This window comes from Shewanella sp. SM55, from assembly GCF_025654025.1.
In the GTDB taxonomy this organism is placed as follows: Bacteria; Pseudomonadota; Gammaproteobacteria; order Enterobacterales; family Shewanellaceae; genus Shewanella; species Shewanella oncorhynchi.
In genome coordinates, this window is the sequence record NZ_JAKKRS010000003.1 from 388595 (window position 1) to 414473 (window position 25879).

Below are 25879 nucleotides of genomic sequence, written 5' to 3' on the forward strand. Positions count from 1 at the left end.
TCGTGGGGCTTCACCCCCCTGATTTTCAATCAAGAGTCGACCAAAAGGGAAAAAACGCCTATTCCCCTTTTGGAAATCCCTTGCCGAACAACGTCCATGTCTAACTGCCAGTTCGCCATCCCTGGCTCTCGTTCGAAGCGCTGCTACGCAGCACTCACCCTAGCGAAGTTACATGCATTGATTAGTGGCTTCGTGCTTATTCGAAAATAGCTAACGCTTCCGATGGTTCCGCTTTACATCCCTGTAAAGCCCTCCAGTTCGGCAATCCCTGCCTCTCGCTCATAAGCACGAAAATCATCAATTTTCATTCGCCCCTTCACCGAAAGCTACACAGACGTCCTGTCTGCGTCACGCTATTTTCTTCAACGCCCTTCAGCAACTTCGCAGGGGAAGGTGTATTCCTTCGACTAAGGAGTTGTTGGCCAGTACCAATAAGGCTAATTCACAAATTAGTCATCACTTAACTATCTAATTTGTAATGCTAAAGTTATAGACAAGTGTACGCTATGTCGCTATCTTAGGTTTTTAACAAGGATGAGCTTTAATCGCGTACCCGCGATTCGAGTCACTTGCATCAGGACGATGTGTCTTTTCTCTTTCTTAGATACCCAACTCCTCCTGCAAATTGGTGAATATGCTTTGGCACTTATTTTCTTGTTGCTCTGTGTTTTTCGCACTGTACTGAGTGTTATGGGTTAACAGTTTTGCATTGAGTTAATGCGGCCTAACGGCCGAGGTGAATCAAGGTCGTGGGTCTTCAACCCACACCCGACCAAGGAGGACTGCTCGTCCTATCCTCCTTGGATGCTCCAAGACGCCCCTAGCGAAGTTACATGCATTAGTTACTGGCCTAGCGCTTATTCGAAAATCACTAACGCTTCCGATGGTACATCCTGTACCCCGAAAGCTAGCTCGGCATCCATGCCTCGCTCACGTTATTTTCTTCAACGCCCGTCGGCAACTTCGCAGGGTATTGGTGTAACTCTTGGCATTAGTGTTTATTCAAAAAACTTTATTAAAATTCAGATTGTTACTTGTATGGCTACTATTTGGCTAAGGAATAAAATGTCTGTTGCTCTAAATACATTTAAGCGTGCAATCAATGATGCAAGAGCTTTGATCGAATGCTACGACGAACTAAATGTAAAACAGGAATCACAAGCATTGGGTGCATTAAAAAGAGCCGCTTTGATCATGACTATGACGGCTTGGGAAACCTATGTAGAAGATGTTGCTACAGAACTTTTCAACAACAAGTTTGGTGCACTAAAAGGGTGTCAAATTGGAAACTTTATGGAGCAGCAGTTTTCTACCCGCTTGAAAATGTTTCATAACCCAGACTCCGCTAAAACGAAGCAAATTTTTGAAGAGTTTTTCGGGATTGATGTTACAGAGCATTGGAAATGGCCGAATTACATCCCTAAACAAGCGAGAGAAACCCTTAATACTTGGCTAAGAAAGCGTGGAGATGCGGTTCATCGTGCGCAGGTTGAAATAGGAACACCTCAAATTATTAAGCGTGATGAAGTGGATAAGTGTATTCGGTTTATTACTGAATTAGTGACAGCAACAGATAAAGCATTAGGTTCAGTTTAGTTAGGGTTATGTGAGCTGCAATGAAACTAATACTACAAATTACCTTAGGTATCTTGCTAGCGAGCTTAGTCACTTTGTTGGTGCGAATTGGCTATTTGAGTTATGTCGAATACCGCCTGACACAAGGGCTTAATGAGTTTGCTATGCAACAAAAGCAAACGGAACTTGCTCGCCAGCAGGCAGCGAAAGATCGCCAGCTTGCTGAGTACCAAATTCAGCAAGAGTTACAGCAAAATGCGGCAGAAAAATCCAGACTAGCCAAACAAAATGAGGCCGCACGAATACGCAAAGCCGAAGCATGGCGCAAGTATTATCTAGTCCCCGAAGACTGTAAAAACTTTAAGTCCGACGAACACATGGTCAATTGCATCAACCACAAAGCCGATGCAAAAGCAGAATTTGATAGGGCGTATGATTCAGGTGAGTTATTAATGCCTTAGTAAGTTAATAAATATTAAAAATGCACTTTATTTAGACTTTATATGCTGTGAAAAATTACTATAGCTTACTTGAATGACATACAAACCTTAGGTTAATAAAAATTATTAGTGAGAATATATGACTGATTTTGAACTTGACTACCCTTTTAAACATACATCTTATGAGATTCCACATACAGAGAATGAAGTTACTAGAGTAGATGCGATAAATAATTTGCATTACTTACTAAATAACAATGCATTTATATTCATAAATGGCGAGAGTGGCATAGGTAAAAGTATACTGCTGAAGCAGTTTTCAAATGAAATAGGGGGGAATGTAATAGCTCTATTTATTGATTCCGTTAGTAGCTTATCAATAACAGAAGAAGCCATTAAATACGATGTTTCAGAACAAGTGTCATGGTTAATTCATGGGAGGTCAAATACAGATGATGTTCAAAATGATAATTACTCTAGAAATATCTCTGTACTAAGTCACTATGTACGAAAAAACACTGAGGATATTGTTTTTATTATCGATGGATTAGATGAAATTCAGGATGCTGACTTAGTAGTTAAAGTCATAAAATTAATACCCTTTCACATATCTGGTATTAAGTTCATTATAAGTAGTAATAAACAAGATGTGTTTGATACATTCAAGAAAAGAAAAGAGAAAACTGTATATTATCAAGTGCCTTTAATGAATAGGACTGAGTGTGTTTTAATGCTTGGGAACGGAGTTACGGAAGATGATGTAGATAATCTCTGCTCTATCTACCAACCATTACCAGAAAAGTTATCATCAATTAAAAGGATTTTAGAAAAAGGTCATAGTATCGACAAACTATTGAATGACTGTGGAGAGCATAATAGTTCAATACTTGATGCTGAGTGGTTATTGAATGAACAGTTGATAAATGACAATATAGAAGCATTATGCCTTATTACATATTGCCCTTTTCCTATGGAATTGTATGAGTTATCCGAAATCGTAAATTTAACTGAAGATGAATTATTTGAAGTTTTTTCACGATTTTCATTTTTAAAGTGTATTGATAAAAAAGTTGAATTTGTTAACAAGGCATTTAAATTTTTCCTTGAAGGTAAACTGTATAAAGGTAGGGAAAGATTCAGGGATGGAATAAAAAGTATTATAAGTAGTAGAGATCGAACTGCTAGTAATATTGTGTCTATAGTAGATTATAAATATACGGAAAAAGATTATGATGGAGTTATTTCAGAATTAAGTAACGGTGAAATAGTAAAGGTCTATCGTGAACGAAGTAGTTTGAATACAATTTCAAAACTATTGAAAATTGCAATAAAATCATCCGTAGATAAAAAGTTTTTAGTAGATAAGATAAAGTTTAGTCATTTAGCCTCTTTGATTAAAGGTGTTTCTGAAATTTCTGTGCTGAAAAGTGAAATTGACTTTTATTTATCGGAAAATAATTATTTATCAGCAACAGACTTAGCTGAAGAGGCTATTCAGGATGAGGATAAAATACAGTTACTCTCTATTATTGCGGGACATCAGAAAAAACACGGGGTTAAAGCTGATGCCAATCTTATTTCTAAAATTGAGTATTTGTATTCCGGTCTAGATTTGCAGCATCTTGACGTCACAACATCAATGGATATATCTGTCTGTATATTTCCAATATTTCCAAAGCTTTCTTTTGAAATTATATCTCACATAGATAAAATGGGCGCTTCTGGCGAGAATAAATCAGACTATGCATATGCAAGATTTTATTTTGAAGCGGTGTTAAAAAATAATGATGATTTAAATGATGTGAATTTTGAAGGTATGGATGTTGATGAGAATTTTAAACAGTCAATAAAAAGCATTCAGGATCTTAAGGGTAATTTAAGTGTTGATAACTTTATTGATGAAATTAGAAATTTAAAATTATCAGATGGCGATAAGATATCATTGATAATCGAAGTGGTTAAAATATTTCCTCAGCATAAAGAAGTGCCTAATCTTGTTCTTGATTGCTTAAATATGATCGTTGAAACTGCAGAGTACTCAGGAAGTTGTTCAGCTTATAAAAATGTTTCACAATGTCTTGCCTGTCATGATGAAACAGAGGTTACATCTGAAATTAGGAAAAAGATAATTCAGCAACTTCCGAGGTTAAAAGAGATTGGACCAACGGTTGATTATGTCTGTGTGCTTTTAAATTTATCAGCATTCGAGTTTATAAACAAACAGGATGGAACTAGAAATGAAGAGATCTTTAAATATGTTAAGACTGAAATCTCTGATTATGTTGTTTGTTTAAGGTCTGTTATGTGTATTCAGTCCTCTTGGTTAAAATCAAAATATGATAAATATTTTGGGGAAATATCTAAGTTTAAGATTGATGTTTTTGAAAATATACTTACTGAGACTGCTCAGCATTATAATGTTTTAAAAGAATCAATTGAGGAAGAGGCTAAAGTAAATTTAAAGAATGCAATTTTTCTAAGTAAAAAGTTAAATACAAAAAGTAGAATGGAAAAAGCAATATCTAAAGCTATAATTAGTCATGTTCAGCATTCTGATAATGTTGATATAATTTTCATTTGTGATACGTTACCTTTTATAAAAGGAACTGTGGAATATACTAGTGCAGCATTTTCATTGATTAAGTATGTCAGTGAGTGTTATTGCGAAGATAAAACTTTGAATAAAAGTCAGTTTGATAGATTGAAAAAAGTTAGAAATAAAATTACTAATAACGCTGATAGAATTAGGTATGTTGCATATCTATTGTGTGTTTATATGAGGTTGGAATTTAGGAATGATATTGTTCAACGCCAATTGGTTGATGAATTTTATGAATGTTTTTCAAATATTGATGGAGATTGGAATAAAATAAATGTTGGGTTCAAATCTGGAAATATTTTATCAACAGTATTGAATGATATGTCAAAGGAAATTAAGAATAAGGTTATAGATGTAAGGCGGAACTCTGATATAGACGCATATGAAATAAAGGAGTCCTATGTTAAGTGTATTGAGTTAATTATAAACGTTAATTGCTCAATTCTTAAGTCGTCTGGTATAGTTGATGGTAATATTGATAGAGTCATTGGTTCAGTATCTATTTTAAGTGGGAATATTGAACGTTCTAGATTACTTTCAAAGTTAATTTCATCTCTCCAGACTAATAAATTTGAGTCACAAGCGTCAGCAATAATAAACTCTAATGTTTTGTGTATGTTAGATAGTTACTCCAAAGTGTATAGTAAAGAGTATGGGATAGTTCTTTTAAATATAGCTCCATGTATTTATAAATATGACAAAGGTATGTTTGAAGATTATCTTAGTGTGATTAATGATGATGCTATAAGGAATGAAATATTAAGTTCGACCATTTCATATTTATTTGAAAAGATAATGTTATGGGAACCATACTATTATGTCGAAAAGAACAGTTACGACTTAACATTTCTCGATGTAAAGAATATTTTTGGACTGTTAACTTCCTCCACACAGGATTGGTTGATTTTTTCTCATTTGAAGCGTTTAACTTATGCTTTGAAAGTTTCATTTAAGGGTAATAATTTTTCTGAAGCACAAAAACTTGATGTGTATGGTATGTATCAGGATGTGATATCAATGTTTCCATTGGTGGATTGTATTCAGCATGATGGATATAGTATTTGTGCACAAGCACTTTTACTGAACTTAAAGAAAGAGACTAAGTCATCTTCATGGTTAATTTTAAGTAAGAAAGCAGAGAAAATATCAAATATTGCTGATAGTATTTATACTCGTACTTGTATTCTTGAACTTTCGACATATCTTCCAATTACTGAGCGGAAAAGAGCTTTAGAAGAAGTAATAAATAGTACTCATATAATTAATGTCGCTGTTGAAAGAATTGATTTGATTGAACATATATATTCTTCATGTAAAAGTATATGTGTTAAAACGGTTAAGAACGCATTGAATAAGGCTATTTTAATTTCAACAGAGGAGGATTCAAATGAGTTTTCTTCAAAAAGAAAAGATTTGATAAATGCTTGTTTTGATCTCGATGAAAAGTTGTCTAGTACAATATCCTCTTTAACTGATGCAGACCCTTACAGACGACGGTTAATTGAGGAAAATATTAATGATAAGAAAGAGCTTGAAAGGACAATAGAGGATTTTGGAGAGAATGGTTCTAAAAATTTAAAATATATTGATCAAGATGAATATGCTAAGTTTTGTAGTAATCAGCTAGCAAAAATGAATGCTAATAAAGCTGAGCGTAGAAAAATCGCTCACCTCATGAAATTTATAGAAAATATTGAAGTCTTTTCACCGGAAAATACTCACATTATTTTAAAGTTTTTTCTTCAAGCTTACGGTGATAACTTTAAGACTAAAGAATTATGTGACAAACATCTTCAGCCAATATTCGATGCTTTAGTGCTGAATGCAAAAGATTTTTGTGAAATATATAGGATTAAGGAAGTTTTTCAGCCTAAGTCAGAGATAGTTAATGATTCAATTACGTTGAATGTTGGGAACTCTGAGGTTGGCAAATCAGAGTGTTTTATTAAGAATTGGATCTGTTCATGTAATGTGACAAAAATAATTATTTCTGAACCGTATTTTAAAATTGAAGATTTGATTTTTATATCTAGGGCGATCGATATGGACTTTGATATTGACATAAAAATACTTTCAAGTTTAGAGTCGTATTCAGAATTGTCAAATGCAATGGTTAATGATGGTGGTTTTTCAGATCTAGATGAGTATATTGAAAAGTTTTGGAAAGAAAATATCTGCCCTGATAGAAACCCTAGAGTGGAATTCGTATTCTGTGGGACAGCTAATGATAAGTCTCCGGTTATACATGATAGGTGGTGGCTTAGTTGTGATGGAGGCAGCGGTATTAAAATCGGAACATCTATTGGTGGTATTGGGAAAAAGATATCTGGAATTGAAAAAATGTCACATTTAGGTACTTTAGATACTTTGGAAAATTTAAATGAAATTTTCCAAAAGAATATGAAAGAACATAAAGGACATACGACTAAATATAAATCTGCAATGATCTCTTAGGAAATGGTGACTTTATATATTTATCAATTCTGTTTTTATGGATAATACATCATATATTTTATATAGATTGCTCACATACTTGCATGTTCACTGATCCCCTGCGAAGTTGCTGAAGGGCGTTGAAGAAAATAGCGTGACGCAGACAGGACGTCTGCGTAGCTTTCGGGGGGAAGGGACGCCCCATCGGAAGCGTTAGCTATTTTCGAATAAGCACGAAGCCACTAATCAATGCATGTAACTTCGCTAGGGGCGTCTTGGAGAATCCAAGGAGGATAGGACGAGCAGTCCTCCTTGGTCGGGTGTGGGGTGAAGCCCCACGACTTTAACGATTAATTCAAACGAAGTTTGAAAGTTTAAGCCCTGCGGGTGATTGCAGATCCCAATCACTCGGGATCATAATCCAACACTGGCGCCAGCCACTTCTCCGTCTCTGCGACAGTCATCCCTTTACGCTTGGCATAATCTTCCACTTGATCGCGGCCTATGTTACTCACGCCAAAGTAGCGCGATTTCGGGTGGGCGAAATACCAGCCCGATACTGCTGCTGTGGGGAACATGGCGTAGCTTTCGGTGATGTTCAAGTCGATGGTTTCATCGGGCTTGAGCAAGTCCCATAACAAGCCTTTTTCTGTGTGATCGGGGCAAGCTGGGTAACCCGGTGCGGGGCGTATACCTTTGTATTTCTCACGGATTAAGGCTTCGTTGCTTAACTGCTCATCGGCCGCATAACCCCAAAATTCTTTACGCACGCGTTCGTGCATCCGCTCGGCAAAGGCTTCGGCCAAACGGTCGGCTAAGCATTTGAGCATGATGGCGTTGTAGTCGTCGTGGTTGGCTTCAAAACGCGCCACATGTTCGTCTATGCCGTGGCCTGTGGTCACCGCAAAGCCGCCCATGTAATCGGCGACGCCTGAGTCTTTTGGCGCAACAAAGTCGGATAGGCAGAAGTTGTCGTTGCCGACACGTTCAAGCTGCATCCGCAGGTGATGTGTAGTCATTTCGACTGTGGTACGCGACTCATCTGTGTAGAGCTCAATGTCGTCGTAATTGACGGTATTGGCGGGGAATAAGCCGATAACCGCTTTTGCCGTGAGCCACTTTTCTTCGATGATTTGTTTGAGCATGGCCTGACCATCGGCGAACAGCTTTTGCGCCTCGACGCCGACGACTTTATCGGTAAGGATTTCAGGGTAATGGCCGTGCAATTCCCACGAGCGGAAAAACGGTGTCCAGTCGATACGCTCGACTAAATCTTCTAACGGATAATTATCAAACACTTGGCGACCGAGCACGTTTGGCGTGAACGGGGTGTAATTGGCCCAATCGTGTTGGCAGCGGTTTTCACGGGCCGCTTCGAGTGAGACTATCTCTTTGCGCTTGGCTTGGGATAGGCGCTTAGTGCGCATGTCGTCGTATTCGGCATAGGTTTCGTCTATGGTCGCTTGGCGAGTCTCGTTGTTGATGAGTTTACTCACCATAGGCACGGCGCGGGACGCATCGGCAATATAAATAGCACCATGGGGATAATGGGGCGCAATTTTCACCGCTGTGTGGATTTTAGAGCAAGTGGCGCCGCCGATAATCGCCGGAATGGTTAAGCCTTCACGGTGGAAGGTTTTCACGTTATGCACCATCTCGTCCAGACTCGGAGTGATGAGGCCCGACATGCCGATGATATCGATATTGTGTTCTTTCACCGCGTCGAGAATTCGCTCCACCGACACCATCACACCTAAATCGAATACCTCAAAACCGTTACAGGCGAGCACTACGCCGACGATATTCTTGCCGATATCGTGCACGTCACCTTTTACTGTCACCATCAAAATCTTGCCATTAGATTGGCCTTCGACCTTTTCTAGCTCGATATAGGGGTTTAAGTAAGCCACGGCTTTTTTCATCACCCGCGCCGATTTTACCACCTGCGGCAGGAACATTTTGCCCGAGCCGAATAAGTCGCCGACTACGTTCATGCCGTCCATCAAGGCGCCTTCAATCACATCCAGCGGACGTTTCGCTTCTTGGCGAGCGGCTTCGGTATCTTCATCGATAAATTCGGTAATGCCTTTCACTAGCGCATGGGATAAGCGTTGGCTCACCGGCCAGCTGCGCCATTCTAAATCTTCTTTCTTGCCCACCTGCGCGCCATCACCGCGGAATTTCTCTGCGATTTCAAGTAACTGCTCGGTATTGCTTGAGCCTTCAATTGGGCAGGGCAAGTTAAGCACCACGTTTTCGACCCGCACTTTTAGCTCAGGATCGATATCGTCGTAAATGGCTAATTGGCCCGCGTTGACAATGCCCATGTCCATGCCGACTTTAATGGCGTGGTACAGGAATACCGCGTGAATCGCCTCGCGCACTGGGTTGTTACCGCGGAACGAGAACGACACGTTCGACACGCCGCCCGAAATCATCGCGTGGGGCAGGGTGGCTTTAATCGCTTTAATGGCATCAATAAAATCGACGGCATAGTTGTCGTGTTCATCGATACCCGTGGCAATCGCAAAGATATTCGGGTCGAAGATGATGTCTTCGGGCGGAAAGCCGACCTTATCGACCAGCACCCGATAGGCGCGGGTACAAATTTCGATTTTACGCGCTTTAGTGTCGGCCTGACCTTGCTCATCGAATGCCATGATAATGGCCGCCGCGCCGTAGCGTTTCACTAAGGTGGCTTGCTCGATAAACTTGGCTTCGCCTTCTTTGAGGGAAATAGAGTTAACTATGCCCTTGCCTTGAATACATTTGAGGCCAGCTTCAATCACTTCCCATTTAGAGGAGTCGATCATAATAGGTACGCGGCTGATGTCGGGTTCAGAGGCAATCAAGTTTAAAAACTTGTGCATGATCTCGGCGCCATCGAGCATGCCTTCGTCCATGTTGATGTCGATGATTTGCGCGCCGCTTTCAACCTGCTCGCGGGCGACATCGAGCGCTTGCTCAAACTTGCCTTCTTTGATCAGCTTTAAAAACTTAGCCGAGCCTGTGACGTTGGTGCGCTCACCCACGTTAACGAACAGGGATTGGGCGTCGATAGTCAGTGGTTCCAAACCGGCTAAGCGGCAAGCTACGGGAATATCGGGCAACACGCGCGGGTTATGTCTGTCGACCGCTTCGCGGATCACGCGGATATGTTCAGGCGTACTACCACAACAACCGCCGATAATATTGAGCATGCCTTCGCGCGCCCAATCTTCGATCACATTCGCCATGTCTTCTGGGGTTTCATCGTAACCGCCAAACTCGTTCGGCAGGCCTGCATTCGGATGCGCCGACACATAACACTCACTGATGCGGGATAATTCTTCCACATAGGGGCGTAATTCTTTTGGCCCAAGTGCACAGTTAAGACCGATAGATAAGGGCTTGATATGACGAAGGGAATTGTAAAAGGCTTCGGTCGTTTGGCCAGTCAGTGTGCGGCCAGAGGCATCGGTAATGGTGCCCGAAATCATGATTGGCAATCTGTCTTTTGAATGCTGACCGAATAAGTCATCGAATACCGATTCAATCGCAAACAGCGCGGCTTTGGCGTTTAAGGTATCGAATATGGTCTCGACCATAATGATATCCGCGCCGCCTTCAATCAGTGCCTTAGTGGATTCTTTGTAAGCAATCACTAACTCATCGAAGCTGACGTTGCGGTAGCCTGGGTCGTTCACATCAGGGCTAATCGAACACGTACGGTTAGTGGGGCCTAACACACCGGCGACGTAGCGTGGAATGCCTGTGGCAGCAAAGGCTTCATCACAGGCTTCACGGGCGAGGCGCGCGCCGACTAAGTTAATTTCGGCGGACAGCGACTGCATGTCGTAGTCTGCCATGGCGATGGTGGTGGCGTTAAAGGTGTTGGTTTCAATGATGTCGGCACCGGCGTTTAAGTAGTCGGTGTGAATTTGTTTGATGATGTGAGGCTGTGACAACACCAAGAGGTCGTTGTTACCTTTGACATCCGTATGCCAATCTTTAAAGCGTTCGCCGCGATAGTCCTCTTCTTCCAGCTTGTAGCCTTGGATCATAGTGCCCATGGCACCGTCTAAGATCAGAATGCGCTCTGCAAGCTGTTTGCGAATGTCTGCTAATATTTGGCTGGCTTTGGTTGAGGGTATCGTCATAAATAATTACCTTAAATACAGCTAAGTTAAGTCCAAAAATCGGCCATTGTTATGCTAAGTGCATTTTATTGTCGTCAGCCGACATTTTTTGAATACTTGTTCTTAAAAATTTGCTTTGGACATTTAAACGTATAGACGTCCATAATACGCGACTTATGATTGTCAGGGCAAGATGAAAGTCAAAGGCATTAGGAGCGAGAATCGAGAATCGAGAATCAAGAATTTAGGCACTTGGCTTGAGTTCCTAGCATCTAGTCCCTAACTAAAAAGGCATATATGAAACAAGTTCGGTTGTTATTGTTACGCCACGGTGAGTGTGAAGGCGGCGCTATTTTGCGGGGTCGTGTGGATGTGCCTTTGAGTAAAAAGGGTTGGCAACAAATGTCGGCAGCAGTTGAGTCACAGGCCAGCGTGTGTAGCGCGATTTATAGCTCGATTTCACGCCGCTGCGCCGATTTTGCCCACGCTTTTGCCGCCGAGTTGCATTCGACGGCGGCACTGATATCTGAGTCAAGGCCATTGCAGGCGCAGTGTTTGTCGGGTTTACAGGAAATTGATTTTGGTGATTGGGACGGTTGTCGGCTCGATGAACTGTATCAACAAGAGGGCGAACGCTTAGCTGCGTATTGGCAAAACCCTTGGCAAACTCCGCTGCCTAATGGTGAAACTATGGCAAGTTTTGAGTCGCGGGTGAATGGGACGATTGACCAGATACTCGCCGCCGAGTTTGAACGATTGACCCTTGACTCACATAAAATGGGTAATGAAAACAGTGCCGTTAATGAAACCGCTGACAATATGCCAGCCACTCAAGTGTGGGTCGTGACCCACGGCGGGGTGATCCGTCACTTAATGGCGCGTGCCCTAGGGGTTGAACGGGCGGTGGGGTTTTATAGTCAACTCGATTTACCCGTGGCGGCCGTGGTGAGCATTAATGTGCTGCAAGATGAACAGGGTGTCTGCTATTGGCGTTTAGATTGGCCTAGTGGGCGCAGGTGTTGAGGCCTTATTTCACTATCTCGGCGCTATCATGTAGGCGTGATCGTTTGGCGAGAATAAGCTGACATGAAAATATTCTGATTTAAACAGCATTGCCTAATGGTATAGATGTAGGATAATGCTTTTCCCTGACGTTTGAACCAGATAGCGTATTACATGCGCAATGAGTGATAACGTCGCAGAAATAGGTGTTGGGAATAGACTCTCTTTGTTCGAATCGCTCCGTTGTTTTAATTCACAGTGGCGTTGTTAACAAAGAGCATATCAACCCAAACATAATAGGGAATCGGGGAACTGCTCGTCAGTCAGCCCGAACTGTGCCCGCAACTGTGAGTAGTGAAAAAGATCTCGAATCTTCTTCCCTACGAGTCAGGAGACCTGCCTATTTCTGTTATCGCTGCGTGCAGCCTTAGTTCTCGAGCGGGTGACTCGAGGGAGCAGATGACAATATGCACAACCTTTTTTATACAGGTTTGGACTCGATAGGAGCGCCGCTTAGGTGAAACTTTCCGCAATCCAAACTAATAGCCCCGTGAATGACAGTGACACTAACCCGTCATTGAGCCCGTCAGTCGCGCTCAATGTGAGCCAGTTGAGCTGGTGTATCGATGGCAAAACCATACTTTCCGATATTAACTTTACGCTGCCAACGGGGCAGATGCTGGGGCTGATTGGGCCTAACGGTGCGGGCAAGTCTAGCTTGCTGCGCTGTTTGTATCGGTTTGTTCGCCCAACTCAGGGCAAAATTACCCTTTTTGATCAAGATATTGAGCGCTTGTCGCCCAAGGCGTTTGCCTGTCGCGTCGCCGTAGTACAGCAGGATACACCGCACTATTTTGACCTCACCACAGAGCAATTAGTCAGCATGGGCTTAACGCCCCACAAGGGTATGTTCGATACCAATTCGAGCTGTGATATTGAGCGTATTGCTAAGGCTTTAGAGAAAGTCGGCTTGAGCCATAAGATGCACCAACAATATGAGCACTTATCTGGCGGTGAAAAGCAACGCGCCTTGATTGCCCGCGCCATAGTGCAGCAGCCGCAGCTTTTAATCCTCGATGAGCCAACGAACCACCTCGATGTGCGCTATCAAATTCAAATCCTCGAATTGGTGCGTAGCCTTGGCATCAGCGTGATTGCCTCTATTCATGATCTTAATTTAGCCAGTGCCCTGTGCGACAGTTTGCTGTTGATCCATAACGGGGACGTCAGCGCTATGGGGACGCCAACCGAAGTATTAACCGAGGCGCGAATTGGCGATGTGTTTGGCGTGTGTGCTCAGGTATCGCCCCATCCACAACATAAAAAGCCCTTAATCAGCTATTTTTATGGTTATCACCATGTAGATCATGGCCTGAATGAGCGAGGCGAGGGCGGATGACTCTGGGGAGTAAAAAATATTTCATCTCATATTTGGGGCGTATCGTGACACCGTTGACGAGACAACAACTGATGCTGCTCGTATTAGGTATCATCACTTTGATAACGCCTATTGCCGCGACGAGTTTTGGTGCGGCGAACATCAGTTTTACGGATGTTATTCAAGTATTTATCAATAAAGCGACGAACCTCACTCAAGCCAATGGCATGACTGAGCGCATTGTGATGGAGCTCAGGTTGCCGCGCATTTTACTGGCTTTTGTGGCGGGAGCGGGTTTGTCACTGGCGGGCAGTGTGTTGCAAACCGTGACTCGCAATCCGCTCGCCGATCCCTATTTGTTTGGCATTAGCTCTGGCGCGTCCTTTGGCGCTGTGGTGATGTTGACCTTATTCACTGGCTCTGGATTTTTTGATAATGCGGGCATGGCGGCACATTCTGGGCTTTTTAGCGGTTCGGGTGCCTTGTCTGGATTACTTTGGTTTAGCTTGCCCTTGGGCGCTTTTATTGGCGCGAGTTTGTCGGTGTTGATAGTGCTTGCTTTGTCAGGCTTAGGGCTCAATAGCCAAGTGGAGCGCATGCTGCTCTCTGGTGTGGCGACCTCCTTTATGTTCGGCGCATTAACGAGTCTGCTGCTGTATTTCGCCAGTCCGCAGGCGACAGCCTCTGTGCTGTTTTGGAGTTTAGGCAGTTTCGCTAAGGCCAGTTGGTCCTTGTTAGTACTGCCGACACTGGTGATTGGCGCGAGTTTATTCATTATTTTAGGCATGAAACGGCAGATCATGGCGTTGCAGGCGGGGGATGAAACGGCGCATACCTTAGGGGTGAATGTGCCTAAGCTGCGTCTCAATATGTTGCTGCTCTGCTCCTTGATTACCGCTATTTTGGTGGCTACCTGTGGCGGTATCGGTTTTGTCGGGTTAATGATCCCCCACACAGTACGCATGCTGTTCCCCGGTCGTCAGCCGATTTTATTAACGGCGTTGGTGGGCGGATTATTTATGGTGTGGATTGATGTATTAGCGCGCTGTTTATTGGGTAATCAAGAGTTGCCTGTGGGCATTATCACGGCCGCCATAGGTAGCATGTTCTTTTTGCTGATTTTGCGTAAGCGTAGAGTCATGCCGTAAATACAAGGTCATGCCGTAGGCACCTAGTCAGGACGTAAACCCAGAGTTAAGTCGTCATCCTAGAGTCATGTCGTAAGTGCAGACTGACGGGATAATCAGTATTTCTGTTGATATCCCACCCGCGATTGGAAATGCACAATTGGACATGTTCGTCATAAACGCGGGATGCGTTGTGGTTATTTAATGTAGATTACAAAGTGGAGTGTGGATGTCTCAGTCAGCCGTGTCTTTTCAAATAAGCCCTGTGAGTAAAGCGCAGGATCTGGTGATTCTGCAGAAAATTGATCTTAAGACTAAGCCGCCCGGTGCCTTAGGTCAGCTCGAATCCTTAGCCTTGCAGATTGCCCGCGTGCAAGCGACTGATTTGCAACAAACGGGGCAGCCACAAACGGATGTGCTCAAAATAGTCCGTCCAACCATGTTAGTGTTTGCGGGGGATCATGGCATTGCCGCAGAAGGCGTGTCGATTGCCCCTAGCGAAGTGACTCACCAAATGGTGCAAAACTTTGCCCATGGCGGCGCGGCGATTAACGTTTTTTGTCGGCAGGTGGGCTTTAAGCTCGAAGTGATCGATTGCGGTATGTTAACGCCAGTTGAAGGGGTTGAAGGCATTATCGATCAACGTCTTGGCGCGGGCACAGGGGCGATTCATTTAGAACCCGCGATGGCGCTGGAAACCGTCGATAAAGGCTTTGCTATGGCGCGCGATTTGATTGAACGTCACCATCAAGCGGGTTGTAACTTAGTCGCCTTTGGTGAAATGGGCATAGGCAATACCTCCTCTGCTGCGGCTATTATGGCGGCGATTATGCAGCTGGATGTGATTGATTGCGTTGGCCGTGGTACTGGCATTAATAGCGAAACCTTAGAACGTAAACTGATGCTGATTGAGCTCGCGTTATTACTGCATCAAAGCGCCTTAACTGGACCTAAGTCAGTGTTAGCTTGCCTAGGAGGCTTTGAAATTGTGCAGATGACGGGAGCTATGTTAGCTGCCACTGAACGTAAAATGCTGGTGGTCGTGGACGGTTTTATCGCGACAGCGGCGGCATTAGTCGCGGTGCAAATCGCCCCCAATGTGCGTGATTATTTGATTTTTGCCCATCAATCCGATGAGCAAGGTCATCTGCGAATGTTAGAATTTTTGCAAGCTAAACCTTTATTATCCCTAGGGCTAAGGTTAGGCGAAGGTACGGGTGCAGCCTTGGCGTTGCCGCTTATTCAAGCCTCAGTAAATTTTTACAATCAAATGGCGAGTTTTAGTGATGCGGGGATTGAGGCTGTTGTATGATGTGCTCTGCTAAGTCGCTTATTTTACTTATTTAAAATAATAGCTTTTTAGCCAACCGTTTTAATTTTAAACCTTGCAGCAAGTGTGAATTCACTAAGGATGCTTTATGTCAGAACGCGAAAGCTGGCACAAAGAGATAGATTTATTTTTAGTTGCCATGGGCTATTTTACCCGCATTCCTATGCCTAAGTGGGTCGAAGTCGATAGCGATAAGTTGAATAAGGCCAGCCGTTATTTCGGTCTCGTCGGTCTTCTGGTCGGTTTGTTAAGCGCCATAGTGTTTTGGCTGACGCAGAACTGGCTCCCCGCCGGCGTTTCTGTTCTTTTAGCTATGTTGGTTGGCGTCTTGCTCACGGGCGGATTCCATGAGGATGGCCTCGCCGATACCTTCGACGGTTTTGGCGGGGGTTGGACGGCTGAAGACAAGCTGCGGATCATGAAAGACTCGCGCCTTGGCAGTTATGGCGCACTGGCGCTGATGTTGGCCTTGCTGCTGAAATGGCAGTTGCTAGTCGAGTTGGCTCTGTACGATCCTGTCGTGGCGGGTTCAGCACTTATCGTCGCGCACACTGTGAGTCGTGTGGTATCAGCCAGTATCATCTTTAGTGAAAAATATGTCCGCGATGACGAAACCAGTAAGTCTAAGCCGCTATCGCAACATCAAGGCATTAATGAGCTGCTTATCCTGATCGCCAGCGGCGTATTAGTGCTGTTATTCCTCAAGGGGTTAGCGGCATTGTCATTGCTATTGGTGATGATAGGACTGCGCCGTTTGATCATAGTGATCTTTAGACGCCAGATTGGCGGTTACACGGGTGATACCTTAGGCGCGGCGCAGCAAATATCTGAAATTGTGTGTTATTTTGTATTGCTCGTTGTGGGTAACATACTGTGATCCATCTCGTCCTAGGCGGCGCCCGTAGCGGTAAGAGTCACTACGGCGAAGCCTTAGTGCGTCAGTACACTGCGCTCGGCTTCGATGCATGCTATGTGGCGACGGCGCAGGCGCAGGCGCTAGATGATGAAATGGCGACACGTATCGCCAAGCATCAAGCGGGACGATCGGACGATGGTATCGAATGGCAATTGTTTGAAGAGTCGCTCGCCCTCACTGCACTGTTAAAACAGTTAGCAAAACCTGGGCGAGTGATTTTAGTAGACTGTTTAACTCTTTGGTTAACGAATCAATTACTTGCATCGAACATTAACATCGATGATGAACCCGCGCCGACTGAGTGGAATGCGACTGACTTTGCCACTTCCACCTTTGCCGTTTCAACCTCTGCCACTTCAACCTCTGCCACTTCAACCTCTGACGATAAAGCTCATGCGAGTTGGCAGGCCGAGAAAACCGCTTTTGTGGATTCCCTCGTCGAGCTTGAGGGAGTGGTGATTTTGATCAGTAACGAAGTCGGTTCTGGCATAGTGCCCTTAGGTGAGTTGAGCCGACAATTTGTCGATGAAGCAGGCTGGTTAAATCAAGCCGTGGCGACCTTAGCGGACAATGTCACCTTAGTGGTCGCCGGTTTACCCTTAGCATTGAAACCACTTTAGACTTTGGGCTCAGTCCACGTTTTAAGCTTAAGTTGCATACTTAAGTGATTTTTAGACTGAGCTGTTATGTTAATGACTGCAAACTAGAATAAGCCTTTTAAACCTATGTCCTCTCCAAACACAGACAACACAGCCTGTGCTAATGCACTCGATACCGCTGACACACCTGTAGTTAATACGCTTGCGGTTAATTCACCTCGGCGCGCGGCAGTCTTGATGGTGCAGGGCACTACATCGGATGCGGGCAAGAGCACCTTAGTCGCAGGCATTTGTCGTTTGCTCGCTCGTCAGGGGATTAAGGTTGCGCCCTTTAAGCCGCAAAATATGGCGCTCAATAGCGCTGTCACTATTGATGGCGGCGAGATTGGCCGCGCACAGGCCTTGCAAGCCGTGGCCTGTTATCTTGAGCCCCATACCGATTTTAATCCCATACTGCTTAAACCAAGCTCGGACACGGGCGCGCAAATTATCGTTCATGGCAAAGCCCTGACAACACTCGAAGCCTCGGCCTTTTTTGGGCCTAAATCTAAGGATTATAAGGCAATGGCGCTTGGCGCTGTGCTGGAATCCTTCGAGCGATTGACGGCCCAGTATCAAACCATAGTGGTGGAAGGCGCGGGTAGTCCAGCGGAGATCAATCTGCGTGAAGGTGATATTGCCAACATGGGATTTGCCGAAGCTGTGGATTGCCCTGTGATTATCATTGCCGATATCGATAAAGGTGGCGTATTTGCCCATTTGGTCGGGACCTTGGCCTTGTTATCAGAATCCGAACAGGCGCGGGTAAAGGGCTTTGTGATCAACCGTTTCCGTGGTGATATTAGCCTGTTGCAATCAGGGCTCGATTGGCTTGAAGCTTATACTCAAAAACCTGTTTTAGGCGTGTTGCCTTATCTGCATGATTTACATCTCGATGCCGAAGATGCGCTGATAAGCTCGCCGACTAAAGGTGCTAACAGCCGCTTAAAAGTGCGGGTATTAGTGTACCCGAGGATCAGTAATCACACGGATTTTGATCCGCTGCGGCTGCATCCCGATATTGATTTTGATTATGTGTCGTTGCAAACCCAAGCCGCGAGTCACGCGACTCATTTGCCCGCTGCCGATGTATTGATCTTACCCGGTAGTAAGAATGTGCGCGCCGATTTAGCCTTTTTACGCCAGCAAGGCTGGGATAAAGATATCGCCACACACCTGCGTTACGGCGGCAAAGTGCTCGGCATTTGCGGCGGCTATCAAATGTTAGGCCAAAGCATTGCCGATCCCTTAGGCATTGAAGACAGTGCGGGTGATACCGCAGGACTTGGCTACCTGCCGCTGAGCACAGAACTGAAAGCCGAAAAACAGTTACGGCGAGTGAGCGGTGAGCTAACGTTACTTGGGCAAAAGGTTGCTGTTAAGGGCTATGAAATCCACTGCGGTGAATCAAGCTATCTTATCCCTAGGCTTGAACAAACGAATGCGCCCTTGCAGTTAATCCCTGATTCCACATCTATGAGCTTTGCCGATGGCCTGCAAAGTGATGATGGGCAAATCCTTGGCACTTATTTACATGGGCTGTTTGATAGCCCGGATGCGTGTCAGTTGATTTTACGCTGGGCGGGATTAAACGATGCTAAGGCGATAGATATCAATCAAATACGTGAGCAGCAGCTCGATCGTTTAGCCGATGTGTTAGCTGAGCATTTAGACATGCAAAAATTACAGCCAATTTTAGAAACATAAGTTTTAGAAACATAAGTTTTAGAAGCAGACATTTTTAGCAGCAGAGTGAAGAGAAGACCATGACAGCACAAAACGACAACGAACAAGCGCAAATCAAGGCCGAACGCCACAAGGCTCGCCAACAAAAAGTGAAAGCAGGTGTGGATGCTAAAATTGCCGCCGCCCAAGAGGAGAAGGGGATTCTGCTGGTGTTAACCGGTAACGGTAAAGGCAAATCGACCTCAGGTTTTGGCACTGTGGCCCGCGCCGTCGGTCACGGTAAAAAAGCCGCGGTCGTGCAATTTATCAAAGGCACTTGGGAGTGCGGTGAGCGTAATTTACTCGAAGGTGCAGGGGTTGAGTTTCATGTAATGGGCACAGGTTTTACCTGGGAAACCCAAGATAAAGAAAAAGATACCGCCGCCGCAGTACTCGCTTGGGAAGCCGCCGAAGCCCTGCTGCAAGATGAGAGCATAGATTGCGTGATGCTCGATGAACTCACCTATATGGTGAGCTATCACTATCTGGATGTGGAACGCGTGCTTAGCGCACTTAAAAATCGCCCACCGATGCAGCATGTGATTATCACTGGCCGCGCTTGTCATCGCGCGATTATCGAGCTGGCTGATACTGTCAGCGAAGTGCAACCGATTAAACATGCCTTTGAAGCGGGTATCAAGGCACAGCAAGGTTTTGATTACTAATTGAACCTTAAATGTCGGCGCATAAGTGACGCAGCATTGTTGGTTGCAATGTTAAGTAAGACGCGCGAATGGCTTTAGCACAGGCATAAAATGCGCTAAGTTTGAGGACTATTAACTGCCTATTAGCAACTAGCGACAATTTGTTGTTAGTGACTATGGGTTAGCCTCTAGCCGTTCAGTGTTCAAAGCGTTCTCAAGGATGATCCTATGAATAAGCGTATCGTGATTTGTGCCGATGGGACTTGGAATCGGCCCGAGAAAGATCTTAAGGTCGATTTCCCAACCAATGTGCTGCGCCTCGCGCGTGCTATCAGCCCGATAGCGGCTGATGGCAAACCCCAGCAGGTATTTTATGATTGGGGCGTGGGTTCCTATTACGATCAAACCATCGGTGGTGCGACAGGGCGCGGTTTGCATAAAAACATCATGGATGGGTATCGCTATATAGTGCAAAACTATTCCCCTGGCGATGAGATTTATCTCTTTGGTTTTAGCCGTGGTGCTTACACTGTGCGTTGTTTGTGTGGCTTGATTAATAACTGCGGCATACTTAAACGCCCCGATGCGGCGTTGATTCAACAAGCTTTCGATCACTATAAAAAAAGCAGTGCGCCCTTTGCGCCTGATGGTGAAAAATCCCTCGAATTTAGAGCTAAATACAGTCATGAATCACGGGAAATCAAGTTTGTTGGTGTGTGGGATACCGTGGGTGCTATGGGGATCCCTATTTCATTTTTAGGCTTGTTCGAAGATAAAGACGAGTTTTACGACACTAAAATTGGCCGCAATGTGCGCGTTGCCCGCCATGCCTTAGCCATAGATGAACACCGCAGTGATTTTGAGCCGACTATTTGGCAACTACGCGACAATATGGACATGCAGCAAGTGTGGTTTGCGGGCGCCCATAGCAATATTGGCGGCAGTTATAAACCCGATAAAGACGGTTCATTGTTGTCGGATATTGCACTGTTGTGGATGATATCCGAGGCGCAGAAATTTAATTTAAGCCTAGAGCCACACTTAGCCGCGAGTGTGCATCCAAATCCGCTCGCGACCTTACATAACTCGAGACGCAGTTTTTATCGGATAAAACAGGAATATTTACGACCACTCGACCCTGAGCAAGTCCCAGTACTTTTGCATCATTCGGTGAAGGCCCGCTGGGATCAAGATCCTCAGTATCGCCCGAAGAATCTACAAACTTATATCGAACACTATGGCTGGCCAGAGCAGCTAGTTTAACTCTATAACCCCAAGTGACCTGAAGAGACTACGCCTGCATCTTCAGGCGGTTTGGGGATAAATACTAAGGCATATCATGATTAAGCGACACTTAGCTGGACTCTTTTTGGGGCTCAGTCTATTTCTTCCCCATAGCGTATTGGCGCAGCCCGCTAAACGCATTATTGCGCTCTCGCCCCATGCGGTGGAAATGCTTTACGCCATAGGTGCGGGCGATACGATTGTGGCCGCAACCGATTATGCGGATTATCCCGAGGCGGCAAAAAATATCCCGCGTATTGGCGGTTACTATGGCATTCAAATGGAGCGGGTGATGGAGCTTAATCCCGATCTGATTGTGGTGTGGGATTCGGGTAATAAAGCCGAAGATATCAACCAGCTTAGGACGTTAGGATTTAACCTTTATGGTAGCGATCCTAAAACCTTAGAAGGCGTCGCCAAGGAGCTTGAAGAGTTAGGCCAACTTACGGGGCATGTTGAAGAAGCAAGCAAGGCTGCGGCCGCTTATCGCGCTGAACTTATCCGATTGCGGGTTGAAAATGCTAAAAAATCAGAACCTAAGGTATTCTATCAACTCTGGTCGACCCCCTTGATGACAGTCTCTAAAAACAGTTGGATCCAACAGATCATCAGTGTGTGCCATGGACAAAATGTGTTTTACGATGCCGCCAGTGATTATCCGCAAGTCAGTTTAGAAAACGTCTTGCTGACCTTGCCCGAGGTGATTTTGCAAAGTGGGGAAGAAGGTAATGTGAAAGGGGTTGATTGGCGCCAATGGCCAGAAATTCCTGCCGTGAAGAAACAGCATATTTATCAACTCAATGCCGATTTATTACATCGCGCGACGCCCAGAGCTTTACTCGGCGTTCAAGCCTTATGTGATGCCTTGGATAAAGCACGTTAAATAAAACGCCTGACAGATTATTCCGTCAGGCGTTTAGTCAGATGTTGCTATTTTCTAAGCGTTTAGAAAGGCGCGTTGATGTCGACCACATTAATAAGCTTGTGGTTTACAAACTCTTTCAATCCTAAATCAATCAACTCGCGGCCATAACCTGAGCGACGTACGCCACCAAAGGGTAAGTCGGCCTTGACCATAGTCGGATGATTAACAAACATCATGCCTGTGGAAACCTGCTTAGCGACCGCCAGCCCGCGTTGGGTATCGGCGGTAAACACTGAGCCACCCAATCCAAAGGGCGAGTCATTGGCGATGGCAATCGCCGCTTGCTCATCTTTCACCCTGTGGATACTGGACACTGGACCGAAGAATTCCCAATAGTAGGCTGGGTTATCTGGCGTCAAGTTTGTTAGTATTGTTGGCTGCACAAAGGCGCCTTGCTGCGGCACTTTAGGCCCCACTTCGGTCGCGGTTGCGCCGTGTTTTACGGCATCACGGATTTTCTGCTTTAGCTCATCGGCTGCGCCTTGGGAAGACAGTGGCGCCAGCGTAGTGGCCGAGTCCATAGGATCGCCTGCTTTTAGCGCTTCAATCCCCTTGATATAGCCCTCCATAAATTCATCGTAAATGGCTTCAACTAAGATCATCCGCTTAGATGATGTACAGACCTGCCCCGCGTTCCAGTGACGGCCAAACACAGCCCAGTCGATAGTTTTAGGCAGATCGGCATCTTCAAGTACGATAAAGGCATCTGCGCCACCCAGTTCTAGGGTGGATTTTTTCAGTGCCTTACCCGCCAGAGCGGCAATGATCGATCCCGCATCTTCTGATCCCGTGAGCGCAACACCATGCACTTTGGGCGAATTGATGATCTGTTCTATCTGCTCTCGTGTGGCATACAGATTTTGGAATGTACCTGAGGGCAGTCCGGCATCGCGCATTAAGCCTTCAAAGGCCGCTGCGCACTGGGGCACGTTGGATGCATGTTTGAGTAGTAAGGTATTTCCGGCTGCAAGCTGCGGCGCTAAGATGCGCGCAATTTGGTAGTAGGGAAAGTTCCAAGGTTCGATAGCCAATAATACGCCCAGCGGTTCGTTAACCAGTATTGCTTCACCTTCGGCGGGATCGGCAACCAGCAGTTTTTGCGGTGCCAGCAGTCGCTCGGCATGTTCGGCGTAGTATTCGAAAATTTGCGCCGACAGTTCGACTTCAGCTTCGGCTTCTGCTGTGACCTTGCCCATTTCTAAGGTCAGTAGATTGGCGTATTTGGACTTGTTGTCTCTGAGGATCTTCGCTGCCTTAGACAGTATTGCGGCCTTGTCGGCAAAGGGAGTGGTTCGCCAGCTTAAAAATGCCTGATGGGCGGATTCTATCGCCTGTGTGACTTCGGTATCTGTTGCATTTGGAAATTCTTTAATGAGCTTTCCCGTAAAGGGATTGGTTGTTGCATAAGCCATATGTGCCTCCAAGCGTTTAACAAATAGAGCGTAAATGCCAGCTTTGGCATCGAGGGTGGAAATGTCTTGTTTGTTGTGGGCTCCCTTACCATTGATATGTGGCAAGGAAGCCTAGGATGAACGGTAAACTCGTGTGGTAGTAGGAACTATCTCAGTAGTATTAATCAATTAAATCAAATTGATAGATGGTTGCCATCTACGGAGTACACGTCATATTGTTACGGTTAACAAGCTTCAGCTGTTTTATAGCGTTCAGCCATGGCATTGGCGGCTATGATGGCTTGATAGACATCATCTGCGGTTAATTTCATCGGCATATTGCCCATAGTATCGCCCTCAGCACAGGCTATCTCAGCCACTTTGCGCCACTCGGCCTCGATAAAGGTTTTCAGCCCTAAATCTGCGAGTGTGAGCGGCAGTCCTGCCGTTTTGATAATACGGATAACGTTATCGATTTCGGCTTTGGGGGCATTTTCGAGCACGAGCTGAGTTAGCAGCCCAAAGACGACTTTCTCGCCGTGCTGAGCTTTATGTAAGTCTGCCACCGCTGACATACCATTGTTTACGGCATGGGCGGCGGCTAACCCGCCTGCTTCTGCACCAACACCACTGAGATAGATGGTGGCTTCAATGGTTTGCTCTAGCGCAGGTGTGACTATTTTGTTTTTAACGGCGTCCATAGCAGCTTCAACATTTTCAGTCAGTAACTGATAACAAAGTTGGGCCAATCCCAGCCCTGTGCGGGAAGGCTTTTTCAGGACTAGGTTGACGCCATCCGATTGATAGCAGGCACGAGCTTCAAAATAGGTTGCCAGTGCATCGCCTATGCCTGCCGCAAAAAATCGGGCCGGAGCCGCGGCGATAATGGCAGTGTCGGCAACGACAGCATCTGGGTTCTGTGGCAGAAACAGATAGCGTTCAAACTCACCTGTTTCGGAGTAGATCACTGCAAGTGCAGTACAAGGCGCATCGGTTGAGGCAATTGTGGGGTACAAGATGACAGGCCGTTTTTGATAGAAGGCGACGGCTTTGGCGGCATCTAAGGTTTTTCCACCGCCAACTCCAACAATAACGTTGGTATGATGCTGTTCTGCCAGCGCGCCTAAGCGCTTTATCTCGGCTTCGCTGCACTCATAGTTGAATTTTTCGAGGTGGCTGCTGATCCCATTTTGATCTAGCCCAGCGACCGCTTCATTCTTCACGCGGCTGAGGATAAATTCATCGCAGATGATAAAAGCATTGTCACCAAAGTCCTTAACATAATCATGCATTTGAGCTAATAGGCCCTTGCCGATAATGAATTTTTTAGGGGAAGTGACGGTACGTGGAACGACAGTGCTCATAGAGCCTCCTTTGCACTTATGACGGTTATCCTTTCATTCTTACCCTAGCATACGCCTAAATTAATGTCATAGCATGAATGGTGGCAATGTTTTTATTGCTAAGCGTAAATTACTACTTTAGTGCTTAATTATTAGATTAATAATGTGGTTTATTGTTTTATTATTCGAGTTAAATGCTTTGGTTTTTCCCTGATTTAAGGCAAGGATAGGGCTCAGAGAGCGAGGCGATCTAAGCGGGCGAAGAGATGTCAGATCTCAAAAAAGCTAACGGTGGATTGTGCGAATAACGGTAAACGTCTGCTGTCTAAACACAGGATAGTCATTAATCTAATGGGATTTTATTACCTTAAACTCGTCCCAAGTCTTGCTCGGTGTTCATGCTTTATGTGATGCTCTGTACAGTCGTTCATTGGTGTCATAGCGAGTGAAATCGTCGGCTGAGATAAAAGACCAGTAATCAAGGAGTGAAGATGACACAGCAGAATGCGTTAGGACAATTGGTCAGTAAAGGTACGTTAATATTCTTTTGTGGCAAAATGGGCTCAGGTAAATCAACCTTATCGCGACAACTTTCTGAGGCCGAAAACTGTATTTTAATCTCGGAAGACGCATGGCTGGCGGCGCTATACCCCGATGAAATTAAAGATTTTGATACTTACTTGAGCTATTCCGCTCGCCTTAAGCCTTTGCTTAAAAAGCATGTGCAGGAACTGCTCTGTTCGGGTGTTTCTGTGGTCATGGACTTTCCCGCGAATACTATCAATCAGCGCCTGTGGTTTCGAAGCATTTTTACTGATTGCGCCGCCCATAAACTTATTTATCTTAATCACAGCGATGCGCTTTGTTTGAGTCAACTCGATAAACGCAGACAAAGCCACCCTGAGCGCGCCATGTTCGATACTGAGGCTATGTTCTGGCATGTGAGTGGTTATTTTCAGCCGCCGACTCTGGATGAAGGCTTTGAGCTTGAGATGATAGAAAGCTAAATAG

Annotated in this window: 17 protein-coding genes and 1 riboswitch; of the genes, 14 read left to right on the plus strand and 3 right to left on the minus strand. The window is 45.0% G+C overall.

Annotation, left to right across the window (positions count from 1 at the left end):
• Positions 1-1065 precede the first annotated feature (1065 nt).
• From L5L91_RS07035 to L5L91_RS07045, 3 genes are all read left to right on the plus strand, one after another.
• Entirely contained in the window at positions 1066-1596 is a 531-nt protein-coding gene (locus tag L5L91_RS07035) for a HEPN domain-containing protein (protein ID WP_063883774.1), read from the plus strand.
• Between the two features lie 20 nt (positions 1597-1616).
• Positions 1617-2036 (plus strand): hypothetical protein, encoded by a 420-nt coding sequence (locus L5L91_RS07040; RefSeq protein ID WP_263235986.1) that lies wholly within the window; start codon positions 1617-1619, stop codon positions 2034-2036.
• 118 nt (positions 2037-2154) lie between these two features.
• Entirely contained in the window at positions 2155-7068 is a 4914-nt protein-coding gene (locus L5L91_RS07045) for a hypothetical protein (protein ID WP_263235987.1), read from the plus strand.
• A gap of 383 nt (positions 7069-7451) precedes the next feature.
• Here the strand turns inward: L5L91_RS07045 and metH are convergent, their stop codons facing one another.
• Complete coding sequence (gene metH / locus L5L91_RS07050) at positions 7452-11186, minus strand: methionine synthase (protein WP_263235988.1); 3735 nt, start codon at positions 11184-11186, stop codon at positions 7452-7454.
• A 276-nt stretch (positions 11187-11462) separates the two neighbouring features.
• On the opposite strand from metH, the gene L5L91_RS07055 reads away from it, so the two are divergent.
• The 10 genes from L5L91_RS07055 to L5L91_RS07100 all read left to right on the plus strand — a co-directional run bounded on the left by L5L91_RS07055 (position 11463) and on the right by L5L91_RS07100 (position 22092).
• Entirely contained in the window at positions 11463-12188 is a 726-nt protein-coding gene (locus tag L5L91_RS07055; RefSeq protein ID WP_263148779.1) for a histidine phosphatase family protein, read from the plus strand.
• 221 nt (positions 12189-12409) lie between these two features.
• Positions 12410-12586, plus strand: a riboswitch (cobalamin riboswitch).
• A 98-nt stretch (positions 12587-12684) separates the two neighbouring features.
• On the plus strand, positions 12685-13566 hold the full coding sequence (locus L5L91_RS07060) for an ABC transporter ATP-binding protein (RefSeq protein ID WP_263235989.1): 882 nt from the start codon (positions 12685-12687) through the stop codon (positions 13564-13566).
• Positions 13563-14693, plus strand: a complete 1131-nt coding sequence (locus L5L91_RS07065) for a FecCD family ABC transporter permease (RefSeq protein WP_219251136.1) — start codon at positions 13563-13565, stop codon at positions 14691-14693. The genes L5L91_RS07060 and L5L91_RS07065 overlap by 4 nt, the downstream gene beginning before the upstream one ends.
• A gap of 208 nt (positions 14694-14901) precedes the next feature.
• On the plus strand, positions 14902-15984 hold the full coding sequence (gene cobT / locus L5L91_RS07070) for a nicotinate-nucleotide--dimethylbenzimidazole phosphoribosyltransferase (RefSeq protein WP_263235991.1): 1083 nt from the start codon (positions 14902-14904) through the stop codon (positions 15982-15984).
• 106 nt (positions 15985-16090) lie between these two features.
• On the plus strand, positions 16091-16879 hold the full coding sequence (locus tag L5L91_RS07075) for an adenosylcobinamide-GDP ribazoletransferase (protein ID WP_028759425.1): 789 nt from the start codon (positions 16091-16093) through the stop codon (positions 16877-16879).
• A complete protein-coding gene (gene cobU / locus L5L91_RS07080) occupies positions 16876-17538 on the plus strand; it encodes a bifunctional adenosylcobinamide kinase/adenosylcobinamide-phosphate guanylyltransferase (RefSeq protein ID WP_263235992.1) in 663 nt (220 codons plus the stop codon). Before L5L91_RS07075 ends, cobU begins: the two co-directional genes overlap by 4 nt.
• 105 nt (positions 17539-17643) lie before the next feature.
• Positions 17644-19263 carry a cobyric acid synthase gene (locus tag L5L91_RS07085; RefSeq protein ID WP_263235993.1) on the plus strand — a complete coding sequence of 540 codons (1620 nt, stop codon included), beginning with the start codon at positions 17644-17646 and terminating at the stop codon, positions 19261-19263.
• 59 nt (positions 19264-19322) lie between these two features.
• The gene (cobO, locus tag L5L91_RS07090) at positions 19323-19946 is read left to right on the plus strand and encodes a cob(I)yrinic acid a,c-diamide adenosyltransferase (RefSeq protein ID WP_263235995.1); all 624 of its coding nucleotides are present in this window, start codon (positions 19323-19325) and stop codon (positions 19944-19946) included.
• A 207-nt stretch (positions 19947-20153) separates the two neighbouring features.
• Entirely contained in the window at positions 20154-21188 is a 1035-nt protein-coding gene (locus tag L5L91_RS07095) for a DUF2235 domain-containing protein (RefSeq protein ID WP_263161631.1), read from the plus strand.
• A gap of 76 nt (positions 21189-21264) precedes the next feature.
• On the plus strand, positions 21265-22092 hold the full coding sequence (locus L5L91_RS07100) for a cobalamin-binding protein (RefSeq protein WP_263161634.1): 828 nt from the start codon (positions 21265-21267) through the stop codon (positions 22090-22092).
• Between the two features lie 62 nt (positions 22093-22154).
• Here the strand turns inward: L5L91_RS07100 and L5L91_RS07105 are convergent, their stop codons facing one another.
• Both L5L91_RS07105 and L5L91_RS07110 read right to left on the minus strand, forming a co-directional pair.
• Positions 22155-23546, minus strand: coding sequence for an NAD-dependent succinate-semialdehyde dehydrogenase (locus tag L5L91_RS07105; protein ID WP_263235997.1), 1392 nt, complete (start codon positions 23544-23546; stop codon positions 22155-22157).
• 224 nt (positions 23547-23770) lie between these two features.
• Entirely contained in the window at positions 23771-24889 is a 1119-nt protein-coding gene (locus tag L5L91_RS07110; protein WP_263161636.1) for a glycerol dehydrogenase, read from the minus strand.
• A gap of 470 nt (positions 24890-25359) precedes the next feature.
• Here L5L91_RS07110 and L5L91_RS07115 point away from each other — a divergent pair, with 470 nt between their 5' ends.
• Positions 25360-25875 (plus strand): AAA family ATPase, encoded by a 516-nt coding sequence (locus L5L91_RS07115; protein ID WP_263161639.1) that lies wholly within the window; start codon positions 25360-25362, stop codon positions 25873-25875.
• Positions 25876-25879 lie beyond the last annotated feature (4 nt).